The organism is Arthrobacter ruber (assembly GCF_002954225.1).
Lineage (GTDB): Bacteria > Actinomycetota > Actinomycetes > Actinomycetales > Micrococcaceae > Arthrobacter_D > Arthrobacter_D ruber.
In genome coordinates this window covers 67185-88999 of the sequence record NZ_PPTH01000009.1, presented here as the reverse complement: position 1 = coordinate 88999, position 21815 = coordinate 67185, and the positions used below count along the sequence as shown (strand labels likewise).

22 protein-coding genes are annotated in these 21815 nt (G+C 69.4%); 12 read left to right on the top strand and 10 right to left on the bottom strand.

The features are described from left to right. The 5 genes from CI785_RS01490 to CI785_RS01470 all read left to right on the top strand — a co-directional run. Positions 1-890 (top strand): ABC transporter ATP-binding protein (locus CI785_RS01490; RefSeq protein ID WP_157940104.1); only part of this gene is annotated, 890 nt, incomplete at its 5' end. After that, entirely contained in the window at positions 887-2341 is a 1455-nt protein-coding gene (locus tag CI785_RS01485) for an LLM class flavin-dependent oxidoreductase (RefSeq protein ID WP_105030338.1), read from the top strand. The genes CI785_RS01490 and CI785_RS01485, both read left to right, overlap by 4 nt. Before the next feature lie 8 nt (positions 2342-2349). Beyond that, a complete protein-coding gene (locus tag CI785_RS01480) occupies positions 2350-3663 on the top strand; it encodes an acyl-CoA dehydrogenase family protein (protein ID WP_240614934.1) in 1314 nt (437 codons plus the stop codon). A gap of 45 nt (positions 3664-3708) precedes the next feature. Further along, positions 3709-4281, top strand: a complete 573-nt coding sequence (locus tag CI785_RS01475; RefSeq protein ID WP_105030337.1) for an MOSC domain-containing protein — start codon at positions 3709-3711, stop codon at positions 4279-4281. 223 nt (positions 4282-4504) lie between these two features. Further along, the gene (locus CI785_RS01470) at positions 4505-5452 is read left to right on the top strand and encodes a helix-turn-helix domain-containing protein (protein ID WP_157940103.1); all 948 of its coding nucleotides are present in this window, start codon (positions 4505-4507) and stop codon (positions 5450-5452) included. Here CI785_RS01470 and CI785_RS01465 read toward each other — a convergent pair. The 3 genes from CI785_RS01465 to CI785_RS01455 form a co-directional block, all read right to left on the bottom strand. After that, positions 5363-6388, bottom strand: coding sequence for a helix-turn-helix domain-containing protein (locus CI785_RS01465; protein ID WP_157940102.1), 1026 nt, complete (start codon positions 6386-6388; stop codon positions 5363-5365). The genes CI785_RS01470 and CI785_RS01465 overlap by 90 nt on opposite strands. Before the next feature lie 199 nt (positions 6389-6587). Next, positions 6588-7091: a hypothetical protein gene (locus tag CI785_RS01460; protein ID WP_105030334.1), complete on the bottom strand. Its 504-nt coding sequence runs from the start codon at positions 7089-7091 to the stop codon at positions 6588-6590. Between the two features lie 206 nt (positions 7092-7297). Continuing rightward, complete coding sequence (locus CI785_RS01455; protein WP_105030333.1) at positions 7298-7852, bottom strand: isochorismatase family protein; 555 nt, start codon at positions 7850-7852, stop codon at positions 7298-7300. 349 nt (positions 7853-8201) lie between these two features. On the opposite strand from CI785_RS01455, the gene CI785_RS01450 reads away from it, so the two are divergent. Together CI785_RS01450 and CI785_RS01445 are read left to right on the top strand one after the other, a co-directional pair. Beyond that, on the top strand, positions 8202-8654 hold the full coding sequence (locus tag CI785_RS01450; RefSeq protein WP_105030332.1) for a DUF3054 domain-containing protein: 453 nt from the start codon (positions 8202-8204) through the stop codon (positions 8652-8654). Further along, positions 8651-8932: an Lrp/AsnC family transcriptional regulator gene (locus CI785_RS01445; protein WP_105030331.1), complete on the top strand. Its 282-nt coding sequence runs from the start codon at positions 8651-8653 to the stop codon at positions 8930-8932. Before CI785_RS01450 ends, CI785_RS01445 begins: the two co-directional genes overlap by 4 nt. Positions 8933-8965: 33 nt before the next feature. Here CI785_RS01445 and trpD read toward each other — a convergent pair whose 3' ends face one another. Then, entirely contained in the window at positions 8966-10027 is a 1062-nt protein-coding gene (trpD, locus tag CI785_RS01440) for an anthranilate phosphoribosyltransferase (RefSeq protein ID WP_105030330.1), read from the bottom strand. A gap of 148 nt (positions 10028-10175) precedes the next feature. Between trpD and ctaE the strand changes: the two genes are divergently transcribed. From ctaE to CI785_RS01415, 5 genes are all read left to right on the top strand, one after another. Continuing rightward, complete coding sequence (gene ctaE / locus CI785_RS01435) at positions 10176-10814, top strand: aa3-type cytochrome oxidase subunit III (RefSeq protein WP_105030329.1); 639 nt, start codon at positions 10176-10178, stop codon at positions 10812-10814. Between the two features lie 86 nt (positions 10815-10900). After that, complete coding sequence (qcrC, locus tag CI785_RS01430; protein WP_105030328.1) at positions 10901-11692, top strand: cytochrome bc1 complex diheme cytochrome c subunit; 792 nt, start codon at positions 10901-10903, stop codon at positions 11690-11692. Between the two features lie 75 nt (positions 11693-11767). Beyond that, positions 11768-12790 carry a cytochrome bc1 complex Rieske iron-sulfur subunit gene (gene qcrA, locus CI785_RS01425; RefSeq protein WP_105030327.1) on the top strand — a complete coding sequence of 341 codons (1023 nt, stop codon included), beginning with the start codon at positions 11768-11770 and terminating at the stop codon, positions 12788-12790. A 1-nt stretch (position 12791) separates the two neighbouring features. Then, positions 12792-14477, top strand: coding sequence for a cytochrome bc1 complex cytochrome b subunit (qcrB, locus tag CI785_RS01420; RefSeq protein WP_105030326.1), 1686 nt, complete (start codon positions 12792-12794; stop codon positions 14475-14477). 99 nt (positions 14478-14576) lie between these two features. Then, a complete protein-coding gene (locus CI785_RS01415; RefSeq protein WP_105030325.1) occupies positions 14577-15212 on the top strand; it encodes a phosphatase PAP2 family protein in 636 nt (211 codons plus the stop codon). A gap of 437 nt (positions 15213-15649) precedes the next feature. Here the strand turns inward: CI785_RS01415 and CI785_RS01410 are convergent, their stop codons facing one another. From CI785_RS01410 to CI785_RS01385, 6 genes are all read right to left on the bottom strand, one after another. Continuing rightward, entirely contained in the window at positions 15650-16441 is a 792-nt protein-coding gene (locus CI785_RS01410; RefSeq protein ID WP_105030324.1) for a GntR family transcriptional regulator, read from the bottom strand. A gap of 122 nt (positions 16442-16563) precedes the next feature. Beyond that, positions 16564-16965: a cytochrome c oxidase subunit 4 gene (locus CI785_RS01405; RefSeq protein WP_105030323.1), complete on the bottom strand. Its 402-nt coding sequence runs from the start codon at positions 16963-16965 to the stop codon at positions 16564-16566. Further along, positions 16962-18692, bottom strand: coding sequence for an aa3-type cytochrome oxidase subunit I (gene ctaD / locus CI785_RS01400; RefSeq protein WP_105030322.1), 1731 nt, complete (start codon positions 18690-18692; stop codon positions 16962-16964). The genes CI785_RS01405 and ctaD overlap by 4 nt, the downstream gene beginning before the upstream one ends. Continuing rightward, positions 18692-19564: an aa3-type cytochrome oxidase subunit II gene (gene ctaC, locus CI785_RS01395; protein WP_105030321.1), complete on the bottom strand. Its 873-nt coding sequence runs from the start codon at positions 19562-19564 to the stop codon at positions 18692-18694. Before ctaC ends, ctaD begins: the two co-directional genes overlap by 1 nt. A gap of 180 nt (positions 19565-19744) precedes the next feature. Then, on the bottom strand, positions 19745-20125 hold the full coding sequence (locus CI785_RS01390) for a HesB/IscA family protein (RefSeq protein ID WP_105030320.1): 381 nt from the start codon (positions 20123-20125) through the stop codon (positions 19745-19747). Positions 20126-20277: 152 nt separating this feature from the next. Further along, positions 20278-21702: a dipeptidase gene (locus tag CI785_RS01385; protein WP_105030319.1), complete on the bottom strand. Its 1425-nt coding sequence runs from the start codon at positions 21700-21702 to the stop codon at positions 20278-20280. Positions 21703-21815 lie beyond the last annotated feature (113 nt).

The following is a 21815-nucleotide window of genomic DNA, read 5'->3' as shown; positions in this document are numbered from 1 at the left end:
GTCTGACGGTCGGCGAGCCCGAGGCGCCGGCCCACGCGGCGGCGTCGGCCCCCCTCGGGTCGACGACGCGGGGCCCGGGCCCGCAGGGCGCCGCGCCGTCGCCCGTCCTGGCGCTGGAGGGCATCAGCAAGGCGTTCCCGGGCCCCGGCGGCGGTGTGCGCACGGCGGTCGATTGCGTGTCCCTCGCCCTCCCGCACGGCCGGACGCTGGGGGTCGTGGGCGAATCGGGCAGCGGCAAGAGCACTCTGGCCCGTATCGCCCTCGGGGTCGAGGACGCCGATGCCGGCGCGGTCACCGTCCACGGACGGACCTGGGGCGAGCACCGGGCGTCGCGCGATCTCGCGGCGCGGCGCTCCGTGCAGATGATCTACCAGGATCCGCTGCACTCCTTCGATCCCCGCAAGACGGTGCGGCAGGTGATCGGTCAGGCGGTGGCCGTCGCGGGTACGCCCCGGCGGGCGAGGTCCGGGCGTGTCCTCGAACTGCTCGACCTCGTGGGCCTGTCCGCCGACAAGGCCCGCAGCCGTCCCCTCGAGCTCTCCGGCGGCCAGCGGCAGCGCGTGGCGATCGCCCGCGCCCTGGCTGCCGAGCCGGAGGTCATCATCTGCGACGAACCGGTCTCCGCGCTGGACGTCTCGGTGCAGGCCCGCATCCTGGACCTCCTCGCCGACCTGCAGGAGCGCTTCGGCCTCAGCTACCTCTTCATCTCCCACGATCTCGGCGTCATCCAGCACGTCAGCCACGACGTGCTCGTGCTGAAGGACGGCGTGGTGCTCGACCACGGTCCGGTCGGGGAGGTCTTCGACCATCCCGCGCACGAGTACACCCGCCAGCTCATCAGCGCCATCCCCGCGCTGCCCGCCCTGCAGAAGGAGCAGACCCGACCATGACCCGCCAGATAGCCTTCAACCTCTTCGAGATGAACTGCGTGGGCCACATCTCCCACGGACTCTGGGTCCATCCCGAGAACAACCGCCATCGCTTCAACGACCTCGACTTCTGGACGGAGACGGCGAAGCTGCTCGAGGCCGGCCTTTTCGACAGCGTGTTCCTCGCGGACGTGATCGGCACGTACGACGGCTACCGGGGCGGCCCCGGGACGGCCCTGCGCGAGGCGGTGCAGATCCCGAGCAACGATCCCCTGCTGGTCATCCCGGCCATGGCCGCGGTGACCAGGCACCTGGGCTTCGCTGCGACCTTCTCCACGACCTACGAGCCGCCGTTCGCCTTCGCGCGGAGGGCCTCCACGCTGGACCACCTCACCAAGGGCCGCTTCGGCTGGAACATCGTGACCTCCTACCTCCCCAATGCGGCCCGCAACTTCGGCCTGGCCGACGAGGTGGAGCACGACCAGCGGTACGCGATCGCGGACGAGTACCTCGAGGTGCTCTACAAGCTGTGGGAAGGCTCCTGGGACGACGACGCCGTGATCGAGGACCGCGACCGGCGTATCTACACCGACCCGTCGAAGGTCCGCTCCATCGATCACCGGGGCCGGCACTTCTCCGTGGCCGGACCGCACCTGAGCTCGCCCTCCCTCCAGCGCACGCCCGTGCTCTTCCAGGCCGGCAGCTCCGTCGCGGGCAAGGCGTTCGCGGCGCGGCACGCCGAGGGTGTCTTCGTCGGTGGGCGTGATGCGGCGGCCTACCGGGAGAACGTGCAGGACCTCCGCCGGCTCGCCGTCGCCAACGGGCGGGGTGCCGATTCCATCAAGGCGTTCGCGAGCGCCGTCGTCATCGTCGGCAGGACCTCCAAGGGGGCCCAGCGGAAGGCGGACGAGTACCGCCGCCTCTCCAGCGCCGAGGGCTACCTCGCGCACGCGGGCGGCGGCGGGATCGATCTTGCCGCCTACCGGCCGGACGAGGTGATCGACGACATCCTGGCCCGCGAGAACCGGCCCGGCCGGGACCGGCAGCCGAGCAACCGGCGCCACCCGGCGGGGACCACCGTCGGGGAGGCGCTCGAGCGCATCACGCGGTTCGACCGGGGGCCCTTCGTGGCCATCGGCACACCCACCGAGGTGGCCGACGAGATCGAGCGGTGGGTCGAGGCGACCGGCCTCGACGGATTCAACCTGCGCCAGTTCCTCACACCCGGGACCGCGGAGGACTTCATCGAACTCGTGGTCCCGGAACTGCAGAAGCGCGGCCGCTACCGCAGGTCCTACGAGGAGTCCACCCTCCGCGAGCGCCTGTTCGGTCCGGGTTCGGCCAGGCTGCCGGACCGGCACCCCGGGGCACGGTACCGCAACGGCGCCAACCTCGGCAGCGGGTCCGCGGCACCCGGCCCGGTCCCGGGCGCCGCCACCGAACCCGACGCCGTCGCCGCGTCCTACGCCTAGGAGCCCCCGTGTCCCCCGTGTATTCAGTGTCCCCCGTGTCCTCGCCCACCCATCCGCACGGGACGGTCCCGCCCGGGCCGGTGGAGCACCCGCCGTCCACGTCGGCGCTCCGGGAACGGTTCCGCCCCCTCTTCACGGCCGTCGCCGACGGTGCGGCGCGCCGGGAACGGGACCGCGTGCTGCCCTTCGCCGAGGTGGCCGCGCTGAAGGAGGCCGGATTCGGTGCCCTGCGCGTTCCCGTCGAGTACGGCGGCTCCGGGGTGTCCCTACGTCAGCTCTTCACCCTCCTCACCGACCTGGCCGCGGCGGACTCGAACCTGGCGCAGCTCTGGCGTGGCCACTTCGCCTACGTCGAGGGGACGCTGCTCCAGCCCTCGTCGGCACATCGCGACCGGTGGCTGTTCGACGTCGCCGCCGGCGCCATGATCGGCAATGCCTCGAGCGAGCTCGCCGGCACGTCGCTGCGCGACATCCGCACCGCCCTGACGTCCCCGAGCCCGCCGGACGGCGCCCTGACGCTGACGGGCACCAAGTACTACAGCACCGGCAGCCTGTACGCCGACTGGATCGCCGGCAGCGCCGTGCGCGACGGCGAGCGCGTGGGGTACGCGGTCCGGGCCACGGCCCCCGGCGTCGAGCGGATCGACGACTGGGACGGGTTCGGCCAACGGCTCACCGGCAGCGGTACCACGCACTACACCGATGTGCGGGTGGACCCGCGGAACGTGCGGCCCTTCTCGCCCGAGGCTCCGAGCCACATGCATGCCTTCTTCCAGCTGGTGCTCGTCGCGTCGCTCGCGGGCATCGCCCGGGCCGCGGCCGAGGACGCAGCGGCCTTCGTCCGGCCGCGGACGCGGTCGTACGTCAACGCGACCACGCCGCTCCCGCGCGAGGACCCGCAGGTCCTGCAGGTGCTCGGCGAGCTGGCCGGGCAGGCATTCGCGGCGGACGCCGTCGTGCTCGCGGCCGCCGACCGCCTGGATGACGCCTATGAACGGCTCCGGACGGAGCGGGACGGACTGCCGGACGGGCCGCCGGGTGCCGCGGGCGGCGGCGCTCCGAGCGCTGCCCGGGCGGCGGTCGACGCCGCCGACATCGCGGTGAGCCAGGCGCAGCTCGTCGCCGTCGACCAGGCGTTACGGGCCGCCACCCACCTGTTCGAGGTGGGCGGGGCATCGGCGACCTCGGCGGGCAGGGCTCTCGATCGGCACTGGCGTAATGCGCGGACCATCTCCTCGCACAACCCCGCCATCTACAAGGCCCGGTCCCTGGGCTACTGGGCCGTGCACGGGGAGCGCGAGCCACAACCCGGGAACCCCTGACCGGGGCGGCGGGGGCAACGACCGGAAACGGCTAGCGTAGGACGCATGACGCACGAGTTCCGGTACGACGTCGAGATCCTGCACCTGCTCGTATCTCCCGCGCACGCCTACTTCGGGCGTGCACGCGACGGCGCGGCGGATGTCGTCACCACGGACGCCGGGACCGTGGAGGTCGTGGCCGGGAAGGGGATCGTGGGGGACCGCTTCTTCGGCAAGGCGGCCCACATGGACGCCGCCGTGACCGTGTTCGCCGTCGAGTCCCTCGAGGCCATTGCCGCGGAGCTCGGCGTTGCGCCGTTCGACCCGCTCCTGCCCCGCCGCAACGTGGTCCTGCGCGGTGCGGAGCTCACGCCGCTCATCGGACAGGACTTCGCCCTCGTGTCCGCCGACGGGAGCGTGGGATTCCACGGGGGCCGGCACGCCCACCCCTGCGCCTGGATGGACCGGGTGCTCGCCCCCGGCGCTCACAGGGCGATGCGCGGCAGGGGCGGCCTGCGGTGCCGCCCCCTGGACAGCGGACACCTCACCCGCGGACCGGCGGTTCTCGTCAGCCCCGTCCCGCTCGATCCGGGCGCAGCGGGCCGCGCCTCCGTACGCCTTCCGTCCCGACTTCCCTGAACGGCAGGCAACACCCGCCCCGGACAGCGTGCCGCACGTCGCGCGCTCACCGCGACCGCCCCTGCCTGCGGCAGGATCACCCGGACCGGGTGATCCTGCCGCAGGCACCGCCCTGCAGGATGGAGGAGTCGGTTCCGTTTGAGGACACGCCAGAGGCGGGCGTGCCCCGACTGCTGCTTCGGCGCGGTGCGGGCCGGTGCTACGTGGAGGAGGGAGGGCACCGATGGCAGCAGCGCCAGGAACGGCCGTCCCGCCGTCCAGGGGATCCGGGCAGCCACCACGCTCCCCCGCCCGCGCGCCGACGGCTCCCCGGAAACCCGGGGCGCAGCGGACCGGTGCAGGCAGGACCGGACGCCGGACGGTCGTGGGCGACGTGACGCTCGCCTGCCTTCCCGTCCTCCCCGCGGATCACCTGCAACTCGCTGCACCGGCCTCCACCGCCCAGGTCGCGGTGGTGCTCACGGGATGCGTGGCGGTGCGCGGAACCCGCGGACCCCTCATGCCCGTGGGACGGGGCGGCGGGGCAGCGAGCGCCGGTGCCCTGACCATCGCCGTCGGCGACCCCTCGGTGGTCCTGCTCCTCAGGTTCCCCCTGAACGCACTCTCCCACCGAGGCGTACGCCTCTCCGCCACGACCGCCAGGACCTTTGAGGAAGGACCCCTCCTCGGCCCCCTCCGCGAGTTCGCCTACGCCCTGTACCGCTCCCCTCCGCCCTTCTCCGAACAGGCGGGGCGGGCCGCGGAGCGCAGCCTCGTGGAACTGCTCGTCGGCGCGCTCCTGGAGGCGGAGGCGCCCGGTATGGACAGCGAGGCGTTGCGCGGCGTCCTCCGCTCCCGTGCCACCACGATCGTCCGGCACCGCTTCACCGACCCGTCCCTGCGGCCCCGTTCGGTGGCCCTCGAGCTCAATGTCTCGCTGCGGCACCTCCAGCGCAGCTTCGAAGGCTCGGGCACCACGATCGCACTGGAGATCCGTCGAGCCCGGATCGAATACGTCGCGGCGCTCATCGACACCCCGAGCGGCCCGGAGCGCACGGACCGCCGTATCGCCGCGCTCGCAGGTTTCAGCTCCGTCGGCCAGCTACGTGCTGCCTTCGACGACCACTTCGGGATGCCCACCTCCCGCTACCGGATGCTGGCGGCGGGACGGGCCCTGCTGCCCTCCGCCTGATGCGGGCGGGCCGCCTGTCGTCGTGCGCCGCAGTTGTGACGGGGAGACGCCGAATCGCGCGCGCACCCGCGACCGGAGCTCGAAGGCGGACGAGAAGCCCGATCGTCGGGCGATCTCGTTCACGGTGAGTTCCCGCGACGCCGGCGCGGCGAGAAGCATGCAGGCGTTGTCCGTGCGGCGCTCGCTGATCTCGGCCGCGATGCTGGTCCCGCTGCCCTCGAACGACCGTTGGAGGTGCCGGAGCGACACCCCCACCGCCTCGGCGATGGCGGCCGGAGTCAGCAGCGGGTCGCTGAAGGACTGGTCGATGAGATCGATCGCGGTGCGGCGCATGCGCAGTCTCTGGTCCGCCCGGGGGTCGGCGTCACCGAGCCCGTCCCCGTAGACGGCGACGAGCAGGTTCTCCAGTACCCGGGCGGCGACCACCTCGCTGACGGCGTTCCTGCCGTCCTGAGCGTCCATGAGCGCCGCGGCGAAGGCCGCCACCGGTCCTGCAAGTGCCCCACGACGGATGAGGCATTCCCCGGCCCGAAGCTCCACGCCGCGCTCGATCAGACGGGAGGACGGGACGAGGAGGTGGATCCAGCGCGTCGGGACGGAACTCTCCACCACGAGGTCGACCGGCTCGGTGAGGATCAGCGCCTCCCCCTGTTCGAGCGGGACGGGGGTGGAACCCGCCGGCACAGCCAGGGCGCGTCCCCGGGCCGCGAATCCCACGTACGTCATCCCGCGCAGGCCCACGGCCTGCGCCGACACCAGGAGTGCCGTCTGCGTCGTGGCGGCGACGGTCATGCTGCCGACCGATTTCGCCCGGACGGTCATCTCCGGATCACTCCCGTCGGGGGACGACAGCGACAGGCCGTCGACGCCCGGGCTGACCCACCTGCCGTCCCTCCCCGGCACGAAGGTCAGACCCTGGAGCACGGTCGATGGCACGTCACCCGCCATACCAGGTCCGCCTCCCGCCGCCTCGGATCCGTCCGTTCCGATTCTGCGCGCTCTCCCGTCGTCCTGGCGACAGCCGACGGGCGCCGCATCGCGATCAGGCGCCCGGCCAACGTCATTCCCGCGACACCCGCCGAGGGGTCGCACCGGGTCGAACGGGCGGCCGTGTCCGCCAGCCATGCGCCCTGCCTCAGCTGAGCAGTCCCCGCCAATGGTCCCAGGAGAGGTCCGCCGCTGCGGCTGCGAGGACGGCGTCAGCGTCCGGCATCCGGTCCACGGGACGCTTTCCGTCCAGACGCGCGGTGGGGACGCAGAACCAGGCGAGGATCCTGCGGTCCCTGCAGCCGGAGGATCGCCCGATCCGGGCCACGCCGACGATGAGCGGCTGCACGGAACGCACGGCGGGATCGAACTGGAAGCCCGGGTAGAGGACGCGGCCCGCGCGGGTCGCGACGCCGAGGATCCTCCGGTCCGCGGCGAGGCAGCCGGCCGGGGGGCTCCCGGGACCCAGGAGTTCGTCGACGGCCGAGCCGGGAAGGAGCCCGAACTCGGCCGCGATCGACGACCACACAGCACCCGAGGAGAGGATGGACACCGATGACGGAGCCGCGTTCTGCCGGGACCGGTGCGGCGGCAGGGTGCCGGTCGGCACGGACAGTTCGTCGGCCGCAGCGCTCTGGCGTGGTGGGACCATTTCCGGAAACTCCTCCGAGACCGCCGGTGAAGCGCGCTGGGAAGCGCGTCCTGTAGGGCCAGTCTGTGGAGCCCGTGCCCGATGTACAGGCTCCTGGCGCGCGATTGCGCGTCCCGGTGCGCGGCGGGCGCATTGCATCGTTGGACATGGCGTCGGAAGAAGCCGTGGGCGGGCGCTTCCTCTGCAGCGGTCCGCACCGCCGGGCCCTAGGCGCCGTAGTCGATCTCCCCTGTCGTGGCGACACAGGCCGTGCGCCCGGGCGCCGACTGGTACTGCCAGTACATGTTGGTGTGGCCGATGACCTTGTCCGGGGTGGGCGCCCCGTAGGCGCTCAGATCCTCCGTGGTGTGGGCGTCCCCGACCAGCGTGACGTCGTACCCGCGGGTGAATGCCCCGTGGATGGTCGAGCGGATGCAGGCATCCGTCTGGGCCCCGGTGACCACGAGCCGGCCGACGCCGGCCGCTGCGAGCACCTCCTCGAGGTCGGTGCCCTCGAACGAATCGCCATGGTTCTTGTGCACGAGCGGTTCGGACCCGAGCCGCTCGATCTCCGGCACCAGCTTCCAGGCCTCGCTCCCCGCCTCGAGGTCGGCGTCCGTGTGCTGAACCCAGACCACCGGCACGGACTCCTCGCGGGCCTTGCCCACCAGGGTGTTGATGTTGGCGACCACCTCGTCCCTCGCATGGGCGCCGGCAACCACGCCGTTCTGCACGTCGATGACCATCAGGGCCGTATGGGGACGATTCTGGAGGGTTGTCATGAGTGCTCCTCGGGACGAAAGGACTGCCCTGCTCCGTCGGGCGGTTGCCGGACTGACGACGAGCGTACCGGCACCCTCGACCCCTCGGCAGGAGCATCGAGGACAGGGATGTTCCGCATCAGCGCCCCGCGAACGCGGAACCGTCCGCACCCCGAGCGGGGCGGCGCCGAAAGGCTGGGGGTGCCGGTTCCGGCGGGCTCCGGCACACCTCCTCGCCGCCCCCGGCCGGCGCGGACCAGTATCGGTCCACCTCCGCGTGGTCGCTCCACGAGGCCTGGATGGACACAGCCTCCGTGCAGGAGAACCGGGGGCCTCCGTGTCCGACACCGACAGCCACTAGGCTGGCCCCATGGCCCCCCGTCCCCCTGTCCGCCCGCCGGCACGGCAGCCCCGCGCCACGCGCGCGGCCGTCGCCTGGTGTGCGGCCGACGTCGCCCTCGTCCTGGCGTTCGCCGCGTCCGGACGCCGCACGCACGAGCACGGCGTGAGCGCAGCCGGAGTCCTGGAGACCGCCTGGCCGTTCCTGTTCGCCTACGCGGTCACCACGGTCGTGGCGCGCGCGTGGCGAACCCCGGCCGCCCTCCGGCCCACCGGTCTCACCCTGTGGCTCGGGACCGTGGTGGGCGGACTGGCACTGCGCGCCCTCTCCGGCGCCGGGGTGGCCCCCAGCTTCCAGGTCGTCACGCTCCTCGTCCTCGGCGTGTTCCTGCTGGCCCCGCGAGTCGTCGCCCGCGCGATCCGCAGGCCGCCTGCCGGTAGCGTAGGACCGAGCTTCCCGACCCCCGCGAAAGGCACGCCATGATCACCGCATTCGTCCTCATCCAGACCGACGCCGCGCGCATCCCCGAGAGCGCGCAGGCGATCTCCGAGATCGAGGGCATCAGCGAGGTCTACTCCGTGACCGGCGAGTGGGACCTCATCGCCATCGCGCGTGTCACGCGGCACGAGGACCTCGCGGACGTCATCGCGGACCGGCTGTCGAAGGTCGAGGGCGTGCGGTCGACGACGACGCAGATCGCGTTCCGCTCCTACTCGCAGCACGACCTCGACGCCGCCTTCTCCCTCGGCTTCGACAGCTGACGGACCTGCAGGCGCTCCGGGACCGCATCTGGTTCAGTAGGAGCGGCTGACCTCGACCCAGCGCTCGAGCACGTCCGCGGCGGCGCCGGTGTCCAGGGAGGCACGCGCGCGGTCCATCGCCGACCGGATCCTGCCGACGAGTGTGCCGTCGGAGGCGTCGTCGAGCGCCACGAGGCCCGCGGCGGCATTGAGGACAACGGCGTCGCGGACCGGTCCGGGGCGGCCCGCCAGGACCGCGCGCACCACCGCCGCATTGCCCGCCGCGTCGGTGCCGCGGAGCGCGTCGACCGGCACGGCGTCGAGACCGAAGTCGCCGGGGTGCACCTGGTGCGCCTGCACCTGCCCGTCGCGGACCTCCCACACCGTGGAGGACCCGCTGGTCGTCAGCTTGTCGCGGCCGTCGTCGCCCCGGAAGACCAGCGCGCGGATACCCCGCGCCGCCAGGACACCGGCCATGAGGGGGGCCATCCGTGCATCGGCACACCCGAGCGCCTGCGCCGACACACCGGCGGGATTGCTCAACGGACCGAGGAAGTTGAACGCCGTCGGGACGCCGAGCTCGCGGCGCGGCACCGCGACGTGCTTCATCGACGGGTGGAAGACCTGCGCGAAGCAGAACGTGATCCCGGCCCGCTCCACGGTGCGGGCGACATCGGCCGGTGCGAGGTCGAGCCGGACGCCCAGTTCCTCGATGACGTCGGCGGCCCCGGAGGCCGAGGACGCACCCCGGTTCCCGTGCTTGACGACCTTCGCCCCTGCGCCCACAGCGACCAGCGAGGACATCGTCGAGATGTTGAGCGTGTTGAGGCCGTCGCCCCCGGTCCCGACGATGTCGAGGGTCGGTCCCTCGACCGCGATGCGGTGCGCCCGCCCCAGCATCGCCTCCACCAGCCCGACGAGTTCCCCGACCGACTCGCCCTTGGCCCGGAGGGCTATCAGGAATCCCGCGATCTGGGCGTGGCTCGCCTCGCCGGCCATGATCGTGTCCATCGCCCACCGGCTCTGCGCGGTGCTCAGATCGGCTCCCGTCAGGAGGGACGAGAAGATCGACGGCCAGGTCGGTTGGCCCCCCGCGGGGGCGGTTGTCACGCTCACCGTCCAAGATTATCTACGAATTGTAGAAAGTCATCCCGGGGAACTTCCGCGGAAACACGGGCGTTCTGCCTCTCCGCAGGTTTGCGCGACGCTCCGGAGCGCCGTTTCGCGTTGGTGATCGCGTTGTCCTTGGGGACATAATGACTCTGTGACATCTGCGACCCAAGCCCCCAGCACTGCCCCGCATCCCGCGCTCAACCGCCCCAACATGGTCTCCGTCGGAACCGTCGTGTGGCTGTCCAGCGAGCTGATGTTCTTCGCCGGCCTCTTCGCCATGTACTTCACCCTGCGCTCCACCTCCAGCGAGTTGTGGGCCATGGAGACCGAGAAGCTGAACGTGCCGTTCGCCCTCATCAACACCGTCATCCTGGTGTCGAGCTCCTTCAGCTGCCAGTTCGGCGTCTTCGCCGCAGAGCGCCTGCAGCCCCGCCGCACCGGCGGCCTGTTCGCCTTCAGCCGGTGGGGCATGGTCGAGTGGTTCCTGCTCACGTTCCTCATGGGCGCGATCTTCGTCTCGGTGCAGGCCTATGAGTACGCCGAGCTCGTCGCGGAGGGCGTCGCACTGTCCTCGAACGCCTTCGGCTCGGCCTTCTACATCACCACCGGCTTCCACGGCATCCATGTGATCGGCGGGCTCATCGCCTTCCTCTTCATCATCGGTCGTGCCTTCATCGCCCGCCAGTTCGGCCACTTCGAAGCCACCTCGGCCATCGTGACCTCGTACTACTGGCACTTCGTCGACGTCGTCTGGATCGGGCTCTTCATCATCATCTACTTCCTCCAGTAACTGGTGCACCTAAACTCTTCTACTAGAGGTAGAATTCAATGAAGAACTCCAGCAGCTCTGGTACCACAAAAGGCAGGAACCACTCCGTGAAGGCACTCTCCCAGAGGCGGCGTCACCCACTTGCAGCATTCGCGCTGCTCCTGATGGCGCTCCTCGTCACCGGCGGGCTCTACGCCGCAGCCAGCACCGCTAATGAAGCGCAGGCGCAGACCACCACATTCACGCAGGACGACGTCGAAGAGGGCAGCAAGCTGTTCTCGGCCAACTGCGCCTCCTGTCATGGCATGGGCGCCACGGGATCGCAGGCGGCACCGTCGCTCGTCGGTGTCGGTGCCGCATCGGTCGACTTCCAGGTGGGCTCGGGACGCATGCCCATGCAGATGGACGGCCCGCAGGCCCAGGCGAAGCCCGTGCAGTTCACCGAGGAGCAGATCCGGCAGATGGCCGCCTACGTCGCATCCCTCGGCGCCGGTCCCGCGATCCCGTCCGAGGAGATCCTCGACGCCTCGCAGGGGGACGCCTCCAACGGCGGCGAGCTGTTCCGCGTCAACTGCGCCATGTGCCACAACGCTGCGGCCGCCGGCGGCGCCCTCACCCAGGGCAAGTTCGCGCCATCGATCGACGGCACCAGCGAGAAGCACATCTACGAGGCCATGGTCACGGGTCCGCAGAACATGCCCGTCTTCAGCGACGCCAACATCTCCCCGGAGGACAAGCAGGACATCATCGCCTTCCTCAAGACCATCGAGGAGCAGGGCTCCCCGGGTGGAGCCGAACTGGGTTCACTCGGCCCGGTCTCCGAAGGACTCTTCATCTGGGTCGCCGGGTTGGGTGTCATCATCGCCTTCACCGTGTGGCTGACCTCCAGGTCCTCCTGACCATCCACGCGCACACCGTGAACGAATCACAGACAGACTTTCGTATGCAGTACCTGAAGAAGGATGAGAGAGATCATGGCCGACTCTAGTCACGGCGCTCCCGGGACCTCGGTTACCGTCGCCACGCCGGGCAGCGAGCTCGACGCGTTCCAGAATCCCGGTCTCCCCCCGCACCGGCCTCGTATCGCCGACAAGAGCCGGCGCGGTGAGAAGCGGGCCGAGCGGCAGGTCGCGCTTCTGTTCATGATCTCGGTGCTCGGCACCCTGCTCTTCTTCGTCGGATACTTCGCCGTACCGCTCAACGAGACCGTCGAGCGGCTGCGCCTCCAGAACCTGCTGCTCGGACTCGGTACCGCCTTCGCGATGCTCGGCATCGGAGTAGGGATGGTGCACTGGGCCAAGACGCTGATGCCGGATCACGAACTGACGGAGAGCCGCTACGAGATCCGCCCCGAGCAGGACCGCGAGGACGCCGAGAAGATCGTCAACCAGATCCTGGACGAGTCCGGGATCAAGCGTCGGCCGCTGATCCGCAACACGCTCCTCGGAGCGGCGATCCTCGCTCCCCTGCCGGCCATCGCGATCTTCCGCGACCTCGGCCCCCTGCCCGGGAACAGCCTGAAGCAGACCATGTGGGACACCGGCGTCCGCCTGACCCGCGACCCCAGTGGTACCCCCATCCGCGCGTCCGACGTCACCATCGGGTCCGCGTTCCATGTCATCCCCGAAGGCCTCAACGAGGTCGAGAACAAGCTCGAGGAGAAGGCCAAAGCGGTCGTCCTGCTCATGCGCCTCGACCCCGAGGAACTCAACCCCTCTCCCGGCCGGGAGAACTGGGGCTACGACGGAATTGTCGCGTATTCCAAGATCTGCACGCACGTCGGCTGCCCGGTAGCGCTCTACGAACAGCAGACACACCATCTGCTGTGCCCCTGTCACCAGTCCACCTTCGACCTTGAGCAAGAGTGCAAGGTGATCTTCGGACCGGCTGCGCGGCCGCTGCCACAGCTACCCATCGAAGTCGACGACGAGGGCTACCTCGTCGCTTCAAGCGATTTCCAAGAACCCGTAGGACCTAGTTTCTGGGAGCGAGGCTGACATGAGCAGCTCAACTGCGACACACACCTACGTGCCGAAGACGCGCGTGGGCAAGGTCACCGACTACGTCGACTCCCGCGTCGGCGGGTCAGGGATGGTCAAGGTGTTCGGGCGGAAGATCTTCCCCGACCACTGGTCCTTCATGTTCGGCGAGGTGTCGCTGTACTCCTTCGTCGTCCTGCTGCTCTCGGGCACCTTCCTCACCTTCTTCTACGACCCGTCGATGGCGGAGACGCACTACGAGGGCAGTTACCTGCCCCTGCGCGGCGTCGAGATGTCGGTGGCCTACGCGTCATCACTGGACATCTCCTTCGACATCCGCGGCGGCCTGTTCATGCGCCAGATCCACCACTGGGCCGCACTGCTGTTCGTGGCCGCAGTCGCAGTGCACATGCTGCGTGTGTTCTTCACCGGTGCGTTCCGCCGCCCGCGCGAGTTCAACTGGGTCGTCGGCTGTGTCCTGCTCGTCCTGAGCCTGGCCGCCGGCTTCACGGGCTACTCGCTCCCCGACGACCTGCTCTCCGGTAACGGACTCCGCATCATCGACGGCGTCATGAAGGCCATCCCCGTGGTGGGTACCTACCTGAGCTTCTTCCTCTTCGGTGGGGAGTTCCCGGGCACCATGATCATCGGCCGCCTGTACGTGCTGCACATCCTCCTGATCCCCGCGGTCATCCTGCTGCTGATCGCCATCCACATGTTCATGCTGGTGCTCCACAAGCACGCCCAGTTCGCCGGTCCCGGCAAGACCAACACCAATGTGGTCGGCTACCCGGTGGGGCCCGTCTTCGGTGCCAAGGCAGCGGGCTTCTTCTTCATCGTGTTCGGTGTCCTCGCAGCGATCGCCGCGGCGTTCACCATCAACCCGATCTGGAACTACGGACCGTACGATCCCTCCCCCGTGTCGGCGGGCACCCAGCCCGACTGGTACATCGGATGGGTGGACGGCGCCCTGCGCCTGATGCCCGGCACGATCGGCGACAACTTCGACTTCGAGTTCATGATCCCCTTCCCCTGGGGCGTCAACGCGCTGTCGCTGAACGTCCTGATCCCCGCGCTCGTCCCGGCCATGATCGTCTTCACCCTGATGTTCGCCTGGCCCTGGATCGAAGCCTGGGTCACGAAGGACAAGCGTGAGCACCACCTGCTGGACCGCCCGCGCAATGCTCCCACCCGCACCGCCATCGGCGTCGCAGGCGTCGTGTTCTACTGCGTCCTCTGGGCCGCTGCCAGCTCCGACCTCATCGCCACGCACTTCCTGGTGTCGCTGAACGACGTGACCTACTGGCTCCGGTTCCTCGTGATCCTCGGCCCGATCCTCGCCTTCATGGTGACGCGACGCATCGCCCTGGCCCTGCAGCGCAAGGACCGCGAGATCGCCCTGCACGGTCGGGAGACCGGTCGGATCGTCCGGCTGCCGCACGGCGAGTTCATCGAGGTCCACGAGCCCGTCGACGACTACAAACGCTACCGGCTCGTCAGCTTCGACTCACCCGAGGTCATGATCCCGACCCCGGACGCCGACGGTAAGATCAGCGTGCTCGACAAGGTCCACGGACGCGTCTCGCGCTTCTTCTTCGAGGACCGGGTTGCCCCGGTCACCCCGAAGGAACTCGCGGCCTCCCACGGGGACCACCATGGCGAGATCGCCGGTGCGAAGGACCGCGAGTCGATCGCGAGCCACTAGCACCTGACCGACCGATCGAAGGGCCCGGACACTCCGTCCGGGCCCTTCGTCATCCCCGGGTCCACCCGCGCCACCGACTCCACCGGAAGAGGAACCACCGTGACCGACCGTCCGCCCACGATGAGCGCAGGCCTGCCCACCCACACACGGCGCCCTGCCACGTCGCTCGCTGTAGCCGTGAGCGAGGTGTTCGCACCCGCGATCCTCCTGTCGGTGTTCCTGGCAGTGACCGCCCTCGGTTCCTCGCCCTGGCCCCGCGGTGCCCTGCTCGCCCTCGTGGCCGTGGGTTCCACCACGGCGCTCCCCCTGCTGGTCGTCGTCGCCCTCGTGCGCCGCGGTCACCTCGTCGACCACCACATCAGTGACCGCCGGCAGAGGACGCCGGTGCTCGCCGGGACCCTCGTGTCGATCGGTGTGGGTCTGGTGCTGCTGCTGCTCCTCGACGCCCCGCGCGTCCTCGTCGGGGCCGTTCTGTGCACCGTGGGAGGCGTCGTCGTGGTGCTGGTCGTCAACCTCTGGTGGAAGCTGTCAGCGCACTCGGCTGTCGTCGTGTTCGTGGTCGCGGGGTGCATCGTCCTCCTCGGCGGCTGGGCATGCCTCCTCCTGGTGGTCCCCGCGGCCGTGGGGTGGTCCCGCGTCCGCCTGCAGGCGCACACGCCGGCGCAGGTGCTCGCGGGCTATGCTCTCGGTGCGGCGATCGGTGTCGCCTTCGCGGTGGTCGGCGCCAACGGCTGATTCGCCCGGAAGGGGCGCACCCTCCGGGTCGCTGCTGTGTTCGACGGCGATGGTCATGATCAGAGCCGGGATGCGCGGCAGGTGTCGTACTGGTGGCCTGCCGCCCGGATCGAATGGACGCGAGGATGGATGACGTCCCTCGGGTGGGTAGCGACCCGGGTCCAGGACTCCTCCGAGTGGTCCTCCTGCACATCTCCTCGGGCTCGTCGCTGCGGTGATCGTCGCGGGCGGGATGGGGTTCTTGACGGGTGGGTACGAGAGCCTGCAGCAATCTCTCCGAGCAGGTGCCTGGCACGGCAGGCTCGAACGGTGCCAGGGCGATCGCGTGCCACGTCCCGAGCGCGGATCGGGGACCATCGGGGAGTAACGGGGCGTAGGCGTCGCCGTGGCCAGTAGGCCGGGGGCGGGCGTACCCCTTCAGCACGGGCCCGCGAAGGTCACCGGGGCGGCTTCGGGCTGTACGCGCGGGGGGTGCGTACGCCGGGCCGCTGCAGGGGCACCCACAGCTTGTAGCGGTCGGCACGGTAATAGGAGACGGAGTAGTCGATCATCGCCCGCGCCACGTAGGCGTGCCGCTGGATCTTGAGCAGCGGCGCATTCATCTCCACATTGAGCAGGCGCGCGATGGACGGCGACGCCGCCGTCGCCTCGATCGTGTCCTCCCCCCACTCCATGACGAGCCCGTACTTCTCGCTGAGCACGTTGTACAGCGAGGTGGGAGGAGGACCGTCGAGGATCCCCTTCACGCGGTGCGCCGGGATGAAGTTCTCATCCACGCTCATGGGCTCCCCGTCGGCCAGCAGCTGCCGCCGGAACCGGATCACCGGCTGACCGATCTCGATCTGCAGCTCTCGCGCAACGAGCGGCGAGGCTCCCTGCTGTTCGAAGCTCAGCACACGGGCATCCGGCACCATGCCGCGCCGGATCATCTCCTCGGTGTACGAGGTCATCTTCACGTGCAGGTCCATCTTGCTCCGCGCCACGAAGGTCCCGAGTCCCACGACGCGCTCGAGGACCTCCTCCGCGACCAGGGCGTCGACGGCCTGGCGGACGGTCATGCGGGCCACCCCGAAGTAGTCGCTCAGCTGCCGCTCCGACGGGATGCCGGCCCCTGGCTCACCGCAGTGCTGAACGTAGCGCCGCAGGCTCTCGCGCAGCTGGACGTGCTTGGGGGTGGCGGAGGCGTCATCCAGCCGGTCCGCGTCGAAGGGCCTCGGCAGCACGGCCATGTGTCGGTCTCCTTCTCTCTGCTGTCCCGCCGCACGGCGTCGATACCGACTGTACGCAGACGCCCTGCTTAAACGCGAGGGAGCCCGCACATGGCGGGCTCCCTCGGTGGTGCACGGTGGGGCTAGTGGGCGTGGTCGCCCCGGCTGTACTCGAAGACCCAGCCGACGAGGGCGATCACGGCGAGACCGAGGCCCATGTAGAGGATCCAGAAGCCGATCGCCATGCCGAGGAACCCGGTGGCGGCGGACAGACCGAGCACGAGGGGCCACCAGCTCCAGGGGCTGAAGTGCCCTTGCTCGCCAGACCCCTCGTGGATCTCGGCGTCGAGGCGGTCCTCAGGGCGTTCCCCGACGCGCTTGCCGGTGAACGCGAGGTAGAAGCCGATCATCCCGGCGAGTCCGCCGACGAGCAGGATGCCGAGCAGACCGACCCACTCCGACCACTCGGTCAGGAAACCGTAGATCAGGGCGATGGGCACGAAGATCGGCACACCGATCAGGAAGAGGTTCTTCTCGATCCTCATGCGTCCGCGTCCTTCCGGTCGGCCGAGCCCAGCGCCTGGCCGATCACGCTGTCATCGGGGGTGTGGGTCTGCTGGAGTTCGGGGTGGTGGAGATCCAGTGCCGGCCGCTCCGAGCGGATGCGGGGCAGCGAGGTGAAGTTGTGGCGCGGAGGCGGGCACGAGGTGGCCCATTCCAGCGAGGCGCCGAAGCCCCACGGGTCGTCCACCTCGACCTTCTTGCCGGTGCGCCAGGTGATGTACACGTTCCAGAAGAACGGGATCAGGGAGGCGCCCAGGACGAACGAGCCGATGGTGGAGAACTGGTTCATGGCCGTGAAGCCGTCCTCGGGCAGGTAGTCCGCATAGCGGCGGGGCATGCCCTCGACACCGAGCCAGTGCTGGATCAGGAACGTGGCGTGGAAGCCGAGGAACAGCATCCAGAAGTGGATCTTGCCGAGGCGCTCGTTGAGCATCTTGCCCGTGAACTTGGGCCACCAGAAGTAGAAGCCGGCGAACATCGCGAACACCACGGTCCCGAAGACCACGTAGTGGAAGTGCGCCACCACGAAGTAGGTGTCGGAGACGTGGAAGTCCAGCGGGGGCGAGGCCAGGATGATCCCGGTCAGGCCACCGAACAGGAAGGTCACGAGGAAGCCCAGGCTCCACAGCATGGGCGTCTCGAACGTCAGCGAACCGCGCCAGAGCGTACCGATCCAGTTGAAGAACTTCACACCCGTGGGCACCGCGATGAGCATGGTCATGAATGCGAAGAACGGCAGCAGCACGGCGCCGGTGACGTACATGTGGTGCGCCCACACGGTCACCGACAGGGCGGCGATGGAGATCGTCGCGTAGACGAGGCCCTTGTAGCCGAAGATCGGCTTGCGGCTGAAGACCGGGAAGATCTCGGAGACGATGCCGAAGAACGGCAGCGCGATGATGTAGACCTCGGGGTGGCCGAAGAACCAGAAGAGGTGCTGCCACAGGATGGCACCGCCCGCTTCCGGGTCGAAGATGTGGGCCCCGAAGCGGCGGTCCGCGCCGAGGGCGAAGAGGGCGGCAGCCAGGGGCGGGAACGCCATGAGCACGAGGATCGAGGTGATCAGGGCGTTCCAGGTGAAGATGGGCATGCGCCACATCGTCATGCCGGGGGCGCGCATGCAGATGATCGTCGTGATGAAGTTGACGCCGCCGAGGATGGTGCCGAAGCCCGACAGGGCGAGTCCGAACACCCACAGGTCGCCACCGACACCCGGGGAGAAGGTCGTGCTGGAGAGCGGTGCGTAGGCGAACCAGCCGAACGACGCTGCGCCCTGCGGAGTCACGAAGCCCGAGACGGCGATGGTGCTGCCGAACAGGAAGAACCAGAACGCCAGGGCGTTCAGTCGCGGGAAGGCGACGTCGGGCGCGCCGATCTGCAGGGGCATGATGACGTTCGTGAAGCCCGCGAACAGCGGGGTCGCGAACATCAGGAGCATCACGGTGCCGTGCATCGTGAACAGCTGGTTGTACTGCTCCTTCGTCTGCAGGAGCTGCATGCCCGGCTCGAAGAGCTCGGCGCGGATGACGAGGGCCATCACGCCGGCGAGGCAGAAGAAGACGAACGAGGAGATCAGGTACATGTACCCGATGGTCTTGTGGTCGGTCGAGGTGATCCAGTTGACGACGATGCGCCCCTTGGATCTCGGGACCACGCGGGGAGCGGCTACGGTGCCGGCTTCCTCAAGGGTGTATTCGAACGTGGACATCAGCTGCTGCTCCTGGCTGGGTCGGTATCGGGATCGTCCTCCGGGTAGGAGTCGCGGTCATACTCATCGCCGAGCTGGCCCTCTTCCAGCTGACTCATCTGCGCATCGAACTCCGCCTGGGAGACGACCTGCACGTTGAAGAGCATCTCCGAGTGGTACTGGCCGCACAGTTCGGCGCACTTCCCGTCGAAGGTGCCTTCCTTGGTGGGCGTGAGATTGATGTAGTTCGTGCGGCCCGGGTAGAGGTCGCGCTTCATCAGGAAGCCGGGGACGAAGAAGGAGTGCTGCACGTCGCGGGCGTTGAGCTGGAGCTCGACGGTCCTGTTCACGGGCAGGTAGAGCGTCGGCAGGTCTGCCTCCTGGCCGGTCTCACCGGTGAGGTGGGCCTGCACTCCCGTGGAGTACCTGTCCTCGGTGACGTAGTTGAAGTCCCAGGACCACTGCTTGCCGCGTACGTCCACGATGACGTCGGGATCCTCCACGCGCGCATCGATGGTCGCGATGTCACGCTCGGTGAAGTAGAAGAACACCAGCACCATGAAGAGGGGGATCGTCAAGTAGAAGATCTCGAGCGGCAGGTTGTAGCTCATCTGCCGCGGGTAGCCGGTGTCGTTCTTGCGACGGCGGTACGCCACCATGCACCAGATGATCAGACCCCACGTGATGACACCGACGGCCAGGGCCGCGATCCACGAGTTGACCCACAGATCGGTGATGGCCGCGGTGTGGTTGGTGTTGTCCCGATCTGCCGGGAGCCAGCCCCTCTGGGCCTCCTCCGAACAGCCGGTCAGTAGGAGGGCGCCGACCAGCGAGATGCTGGAGATCTTCGCGATCCTGACGCGCTTGCTACCGGTTCGGTCCTGCGAACTCACAGACGGACCTTCCTTTTCTACGTGCGTTGCCACCCGCCCGGGAAGCGGTCCGGGGTGCACATCCAGTTTTACTACTCACTGTAGAGCTTACCCGGAAGACCTGCGATCCGGTGACATGCAAAAGGCCCGGAACGCACCTTTTCGGTTCGTTCCGGGCCTTCGCCGTGTGTCGTCGGACTGCTAGTGGAATGAGTCTCCACAGGCGCAGGACCCGCCCGCATTCGGGTTGTCGATGGTGAACCCCTGCTTCGAGATGGTGTCCTCGAAATCGATGGACGCGCCGGACAGGTAGGGGACGCTCATCTTGTCCACGATGACCTCGACGCCGTCGAAGTCCCGGACGGCGTCGCCGTCGAGGACGCGCTCATCGAAGTAGAGCTGGTAGATCAGGCCCGAACAGCCGCCGGGCTGGACGGCCACGCGCAGACGGAGGTCCGTGCGGCCCTCCTGCTCGAGGAGGCTCCGGACCTTGCCGGCTGCAACCTCGGACAGGGCGACCTCGTGCGCAGGGAGATCCGTGGACTCCTGCAGGGAGTCTGTTTCGGTGGTCGATGTGCTCATAAGTGTCTCTCCTCGTTCGGACCCCGGTGGACCCGCTCGTACCGTCCGCGGTTGGGCGCGCACGGCTTCCTTCAATCGTACGCCGGACCCAGCGACTGCATAACGGACGGCGGGCCCGAAACATTTCCGGCCTCTGCCATCCGGCTCCTCCCCTACTCCCGGTGCAGCCCGCCCTCATTGAGCCGTGCGAGGAGGATGGCCTCGGCCAGGACGGCTTTGCGGAACTCGTCGAGGTGCAGCGATTCGTTCGCGCTGTGGGCCCGTGAGTCGGGGTCCTCGACGCCGGTGATCAGGATCTGCGCGGACGGGAAGAGCTCGGTGAGGTCCGCGATGAACGGGATGGAGCCGCCCATGCCCGCCTCGACGGGCTGCACGCCCCACGCCTCCTCCAGGGCTTCGAGGGCCAGGCGTGACGCGGGCTCGGTGGTGTCCGTCCGGAAGGGACTGCCGGTCTCCCCCGGCGTGAACGTCACCCGGGCCCCGAAGGGCGCGTGGCCCTCCACATGGCGGCGCACGGCGTCCATCGCGGCTTGCGGATCCTCGCCCGGTGCCAGCCGGAGGCTGAACTTGGCGCGCGCCCGCGGGAGCAGCGTGTTGGAGGACAGGGCCACGCTCGGGATGTCCATGCCGATGATGGACAGGGCGGGCTTGTGCCAGAGGCGGGACGCGATGGAACCTGTCCCGGCGAGCTGCACGCCGTCGAGCACCGAGGCGTCGGAGCGGTAGTCCTGCTCGTCGTAGTCCACGGATGCGTGGTCCCCGCCCTGCAGGCCGGCGATCGCGACGTCGCCCGCGTCGTCGTGCAGGGTCGCGATGAGCCGGGCGAGGAGGGTCGGGGCGTCGAGCACGGGGCCGCCGAACATGCCGGAGTGCACGGCATGGTCGAGGACCTGGACCTCGATGGTGCCGTCCACGAGGCCGCGCAGGCTGGTGGTGAGCGCGGGGACACCCACCTTCCAGTTGCTGGAGTCGGCGACCACGATGACGTCGGCCTCGAGGTCGTCCCGGTAGGTCTCGAGGAAGGAGCGGAAGGTCGGCGAGCCGGCCTCCTCCTCACCCTCGATGAAGAGCGTCACCCCCACACCGAAGGTGTCGCCGAGCACCTCGGACAGGGCGCGGAAGGCACCGATGTGCGCCATGATGCCGGCCTTGTCGTCGGCGGCCCCCCGGCCGTAGAGCCGGCCGTGGCGTTCGGTGGCCTCGAACGGCTCGCTCTCCCAGAGCGCGGGGTCACCCGGTGGCTGGACGTCGTGGTGTGCGTACAGGAGCACGGTGGGTCGGTCGCCGACGGCGCGGCGGCGGGCGACGACGGCGGGCCCGCCCGGGGTGCCGTCGTTGTCGACCCGCAGGATGCGGACGTCGTCGATACCGGCGTCCCGGACCAGTGCGGCCACGGCCTCGGCGCTGCGGTCGAGGTCCGCGGCGTCGAAGGCCTCCCAGGCGATGCCCGGGATGGCGACGAGCGCCGAGAGTTCCTCGACGATCCGGGGGAACGCCGCGTCGACGCTCGCCCGCAGGTGCGCGACGACGTCGGAGGGCTCGTGCGGATGCTCGGTGGGGGTACTCATGGAAGTCATGCCAGAACCCTACACACGCACGCGGCGGGCGGGCCGTCCGGGACCGGCCTGACGTGGGCGGGCTCGCCGGGGGCGGCCGGGGACCATCCGGACCTGCCCGACACCACCCGGCG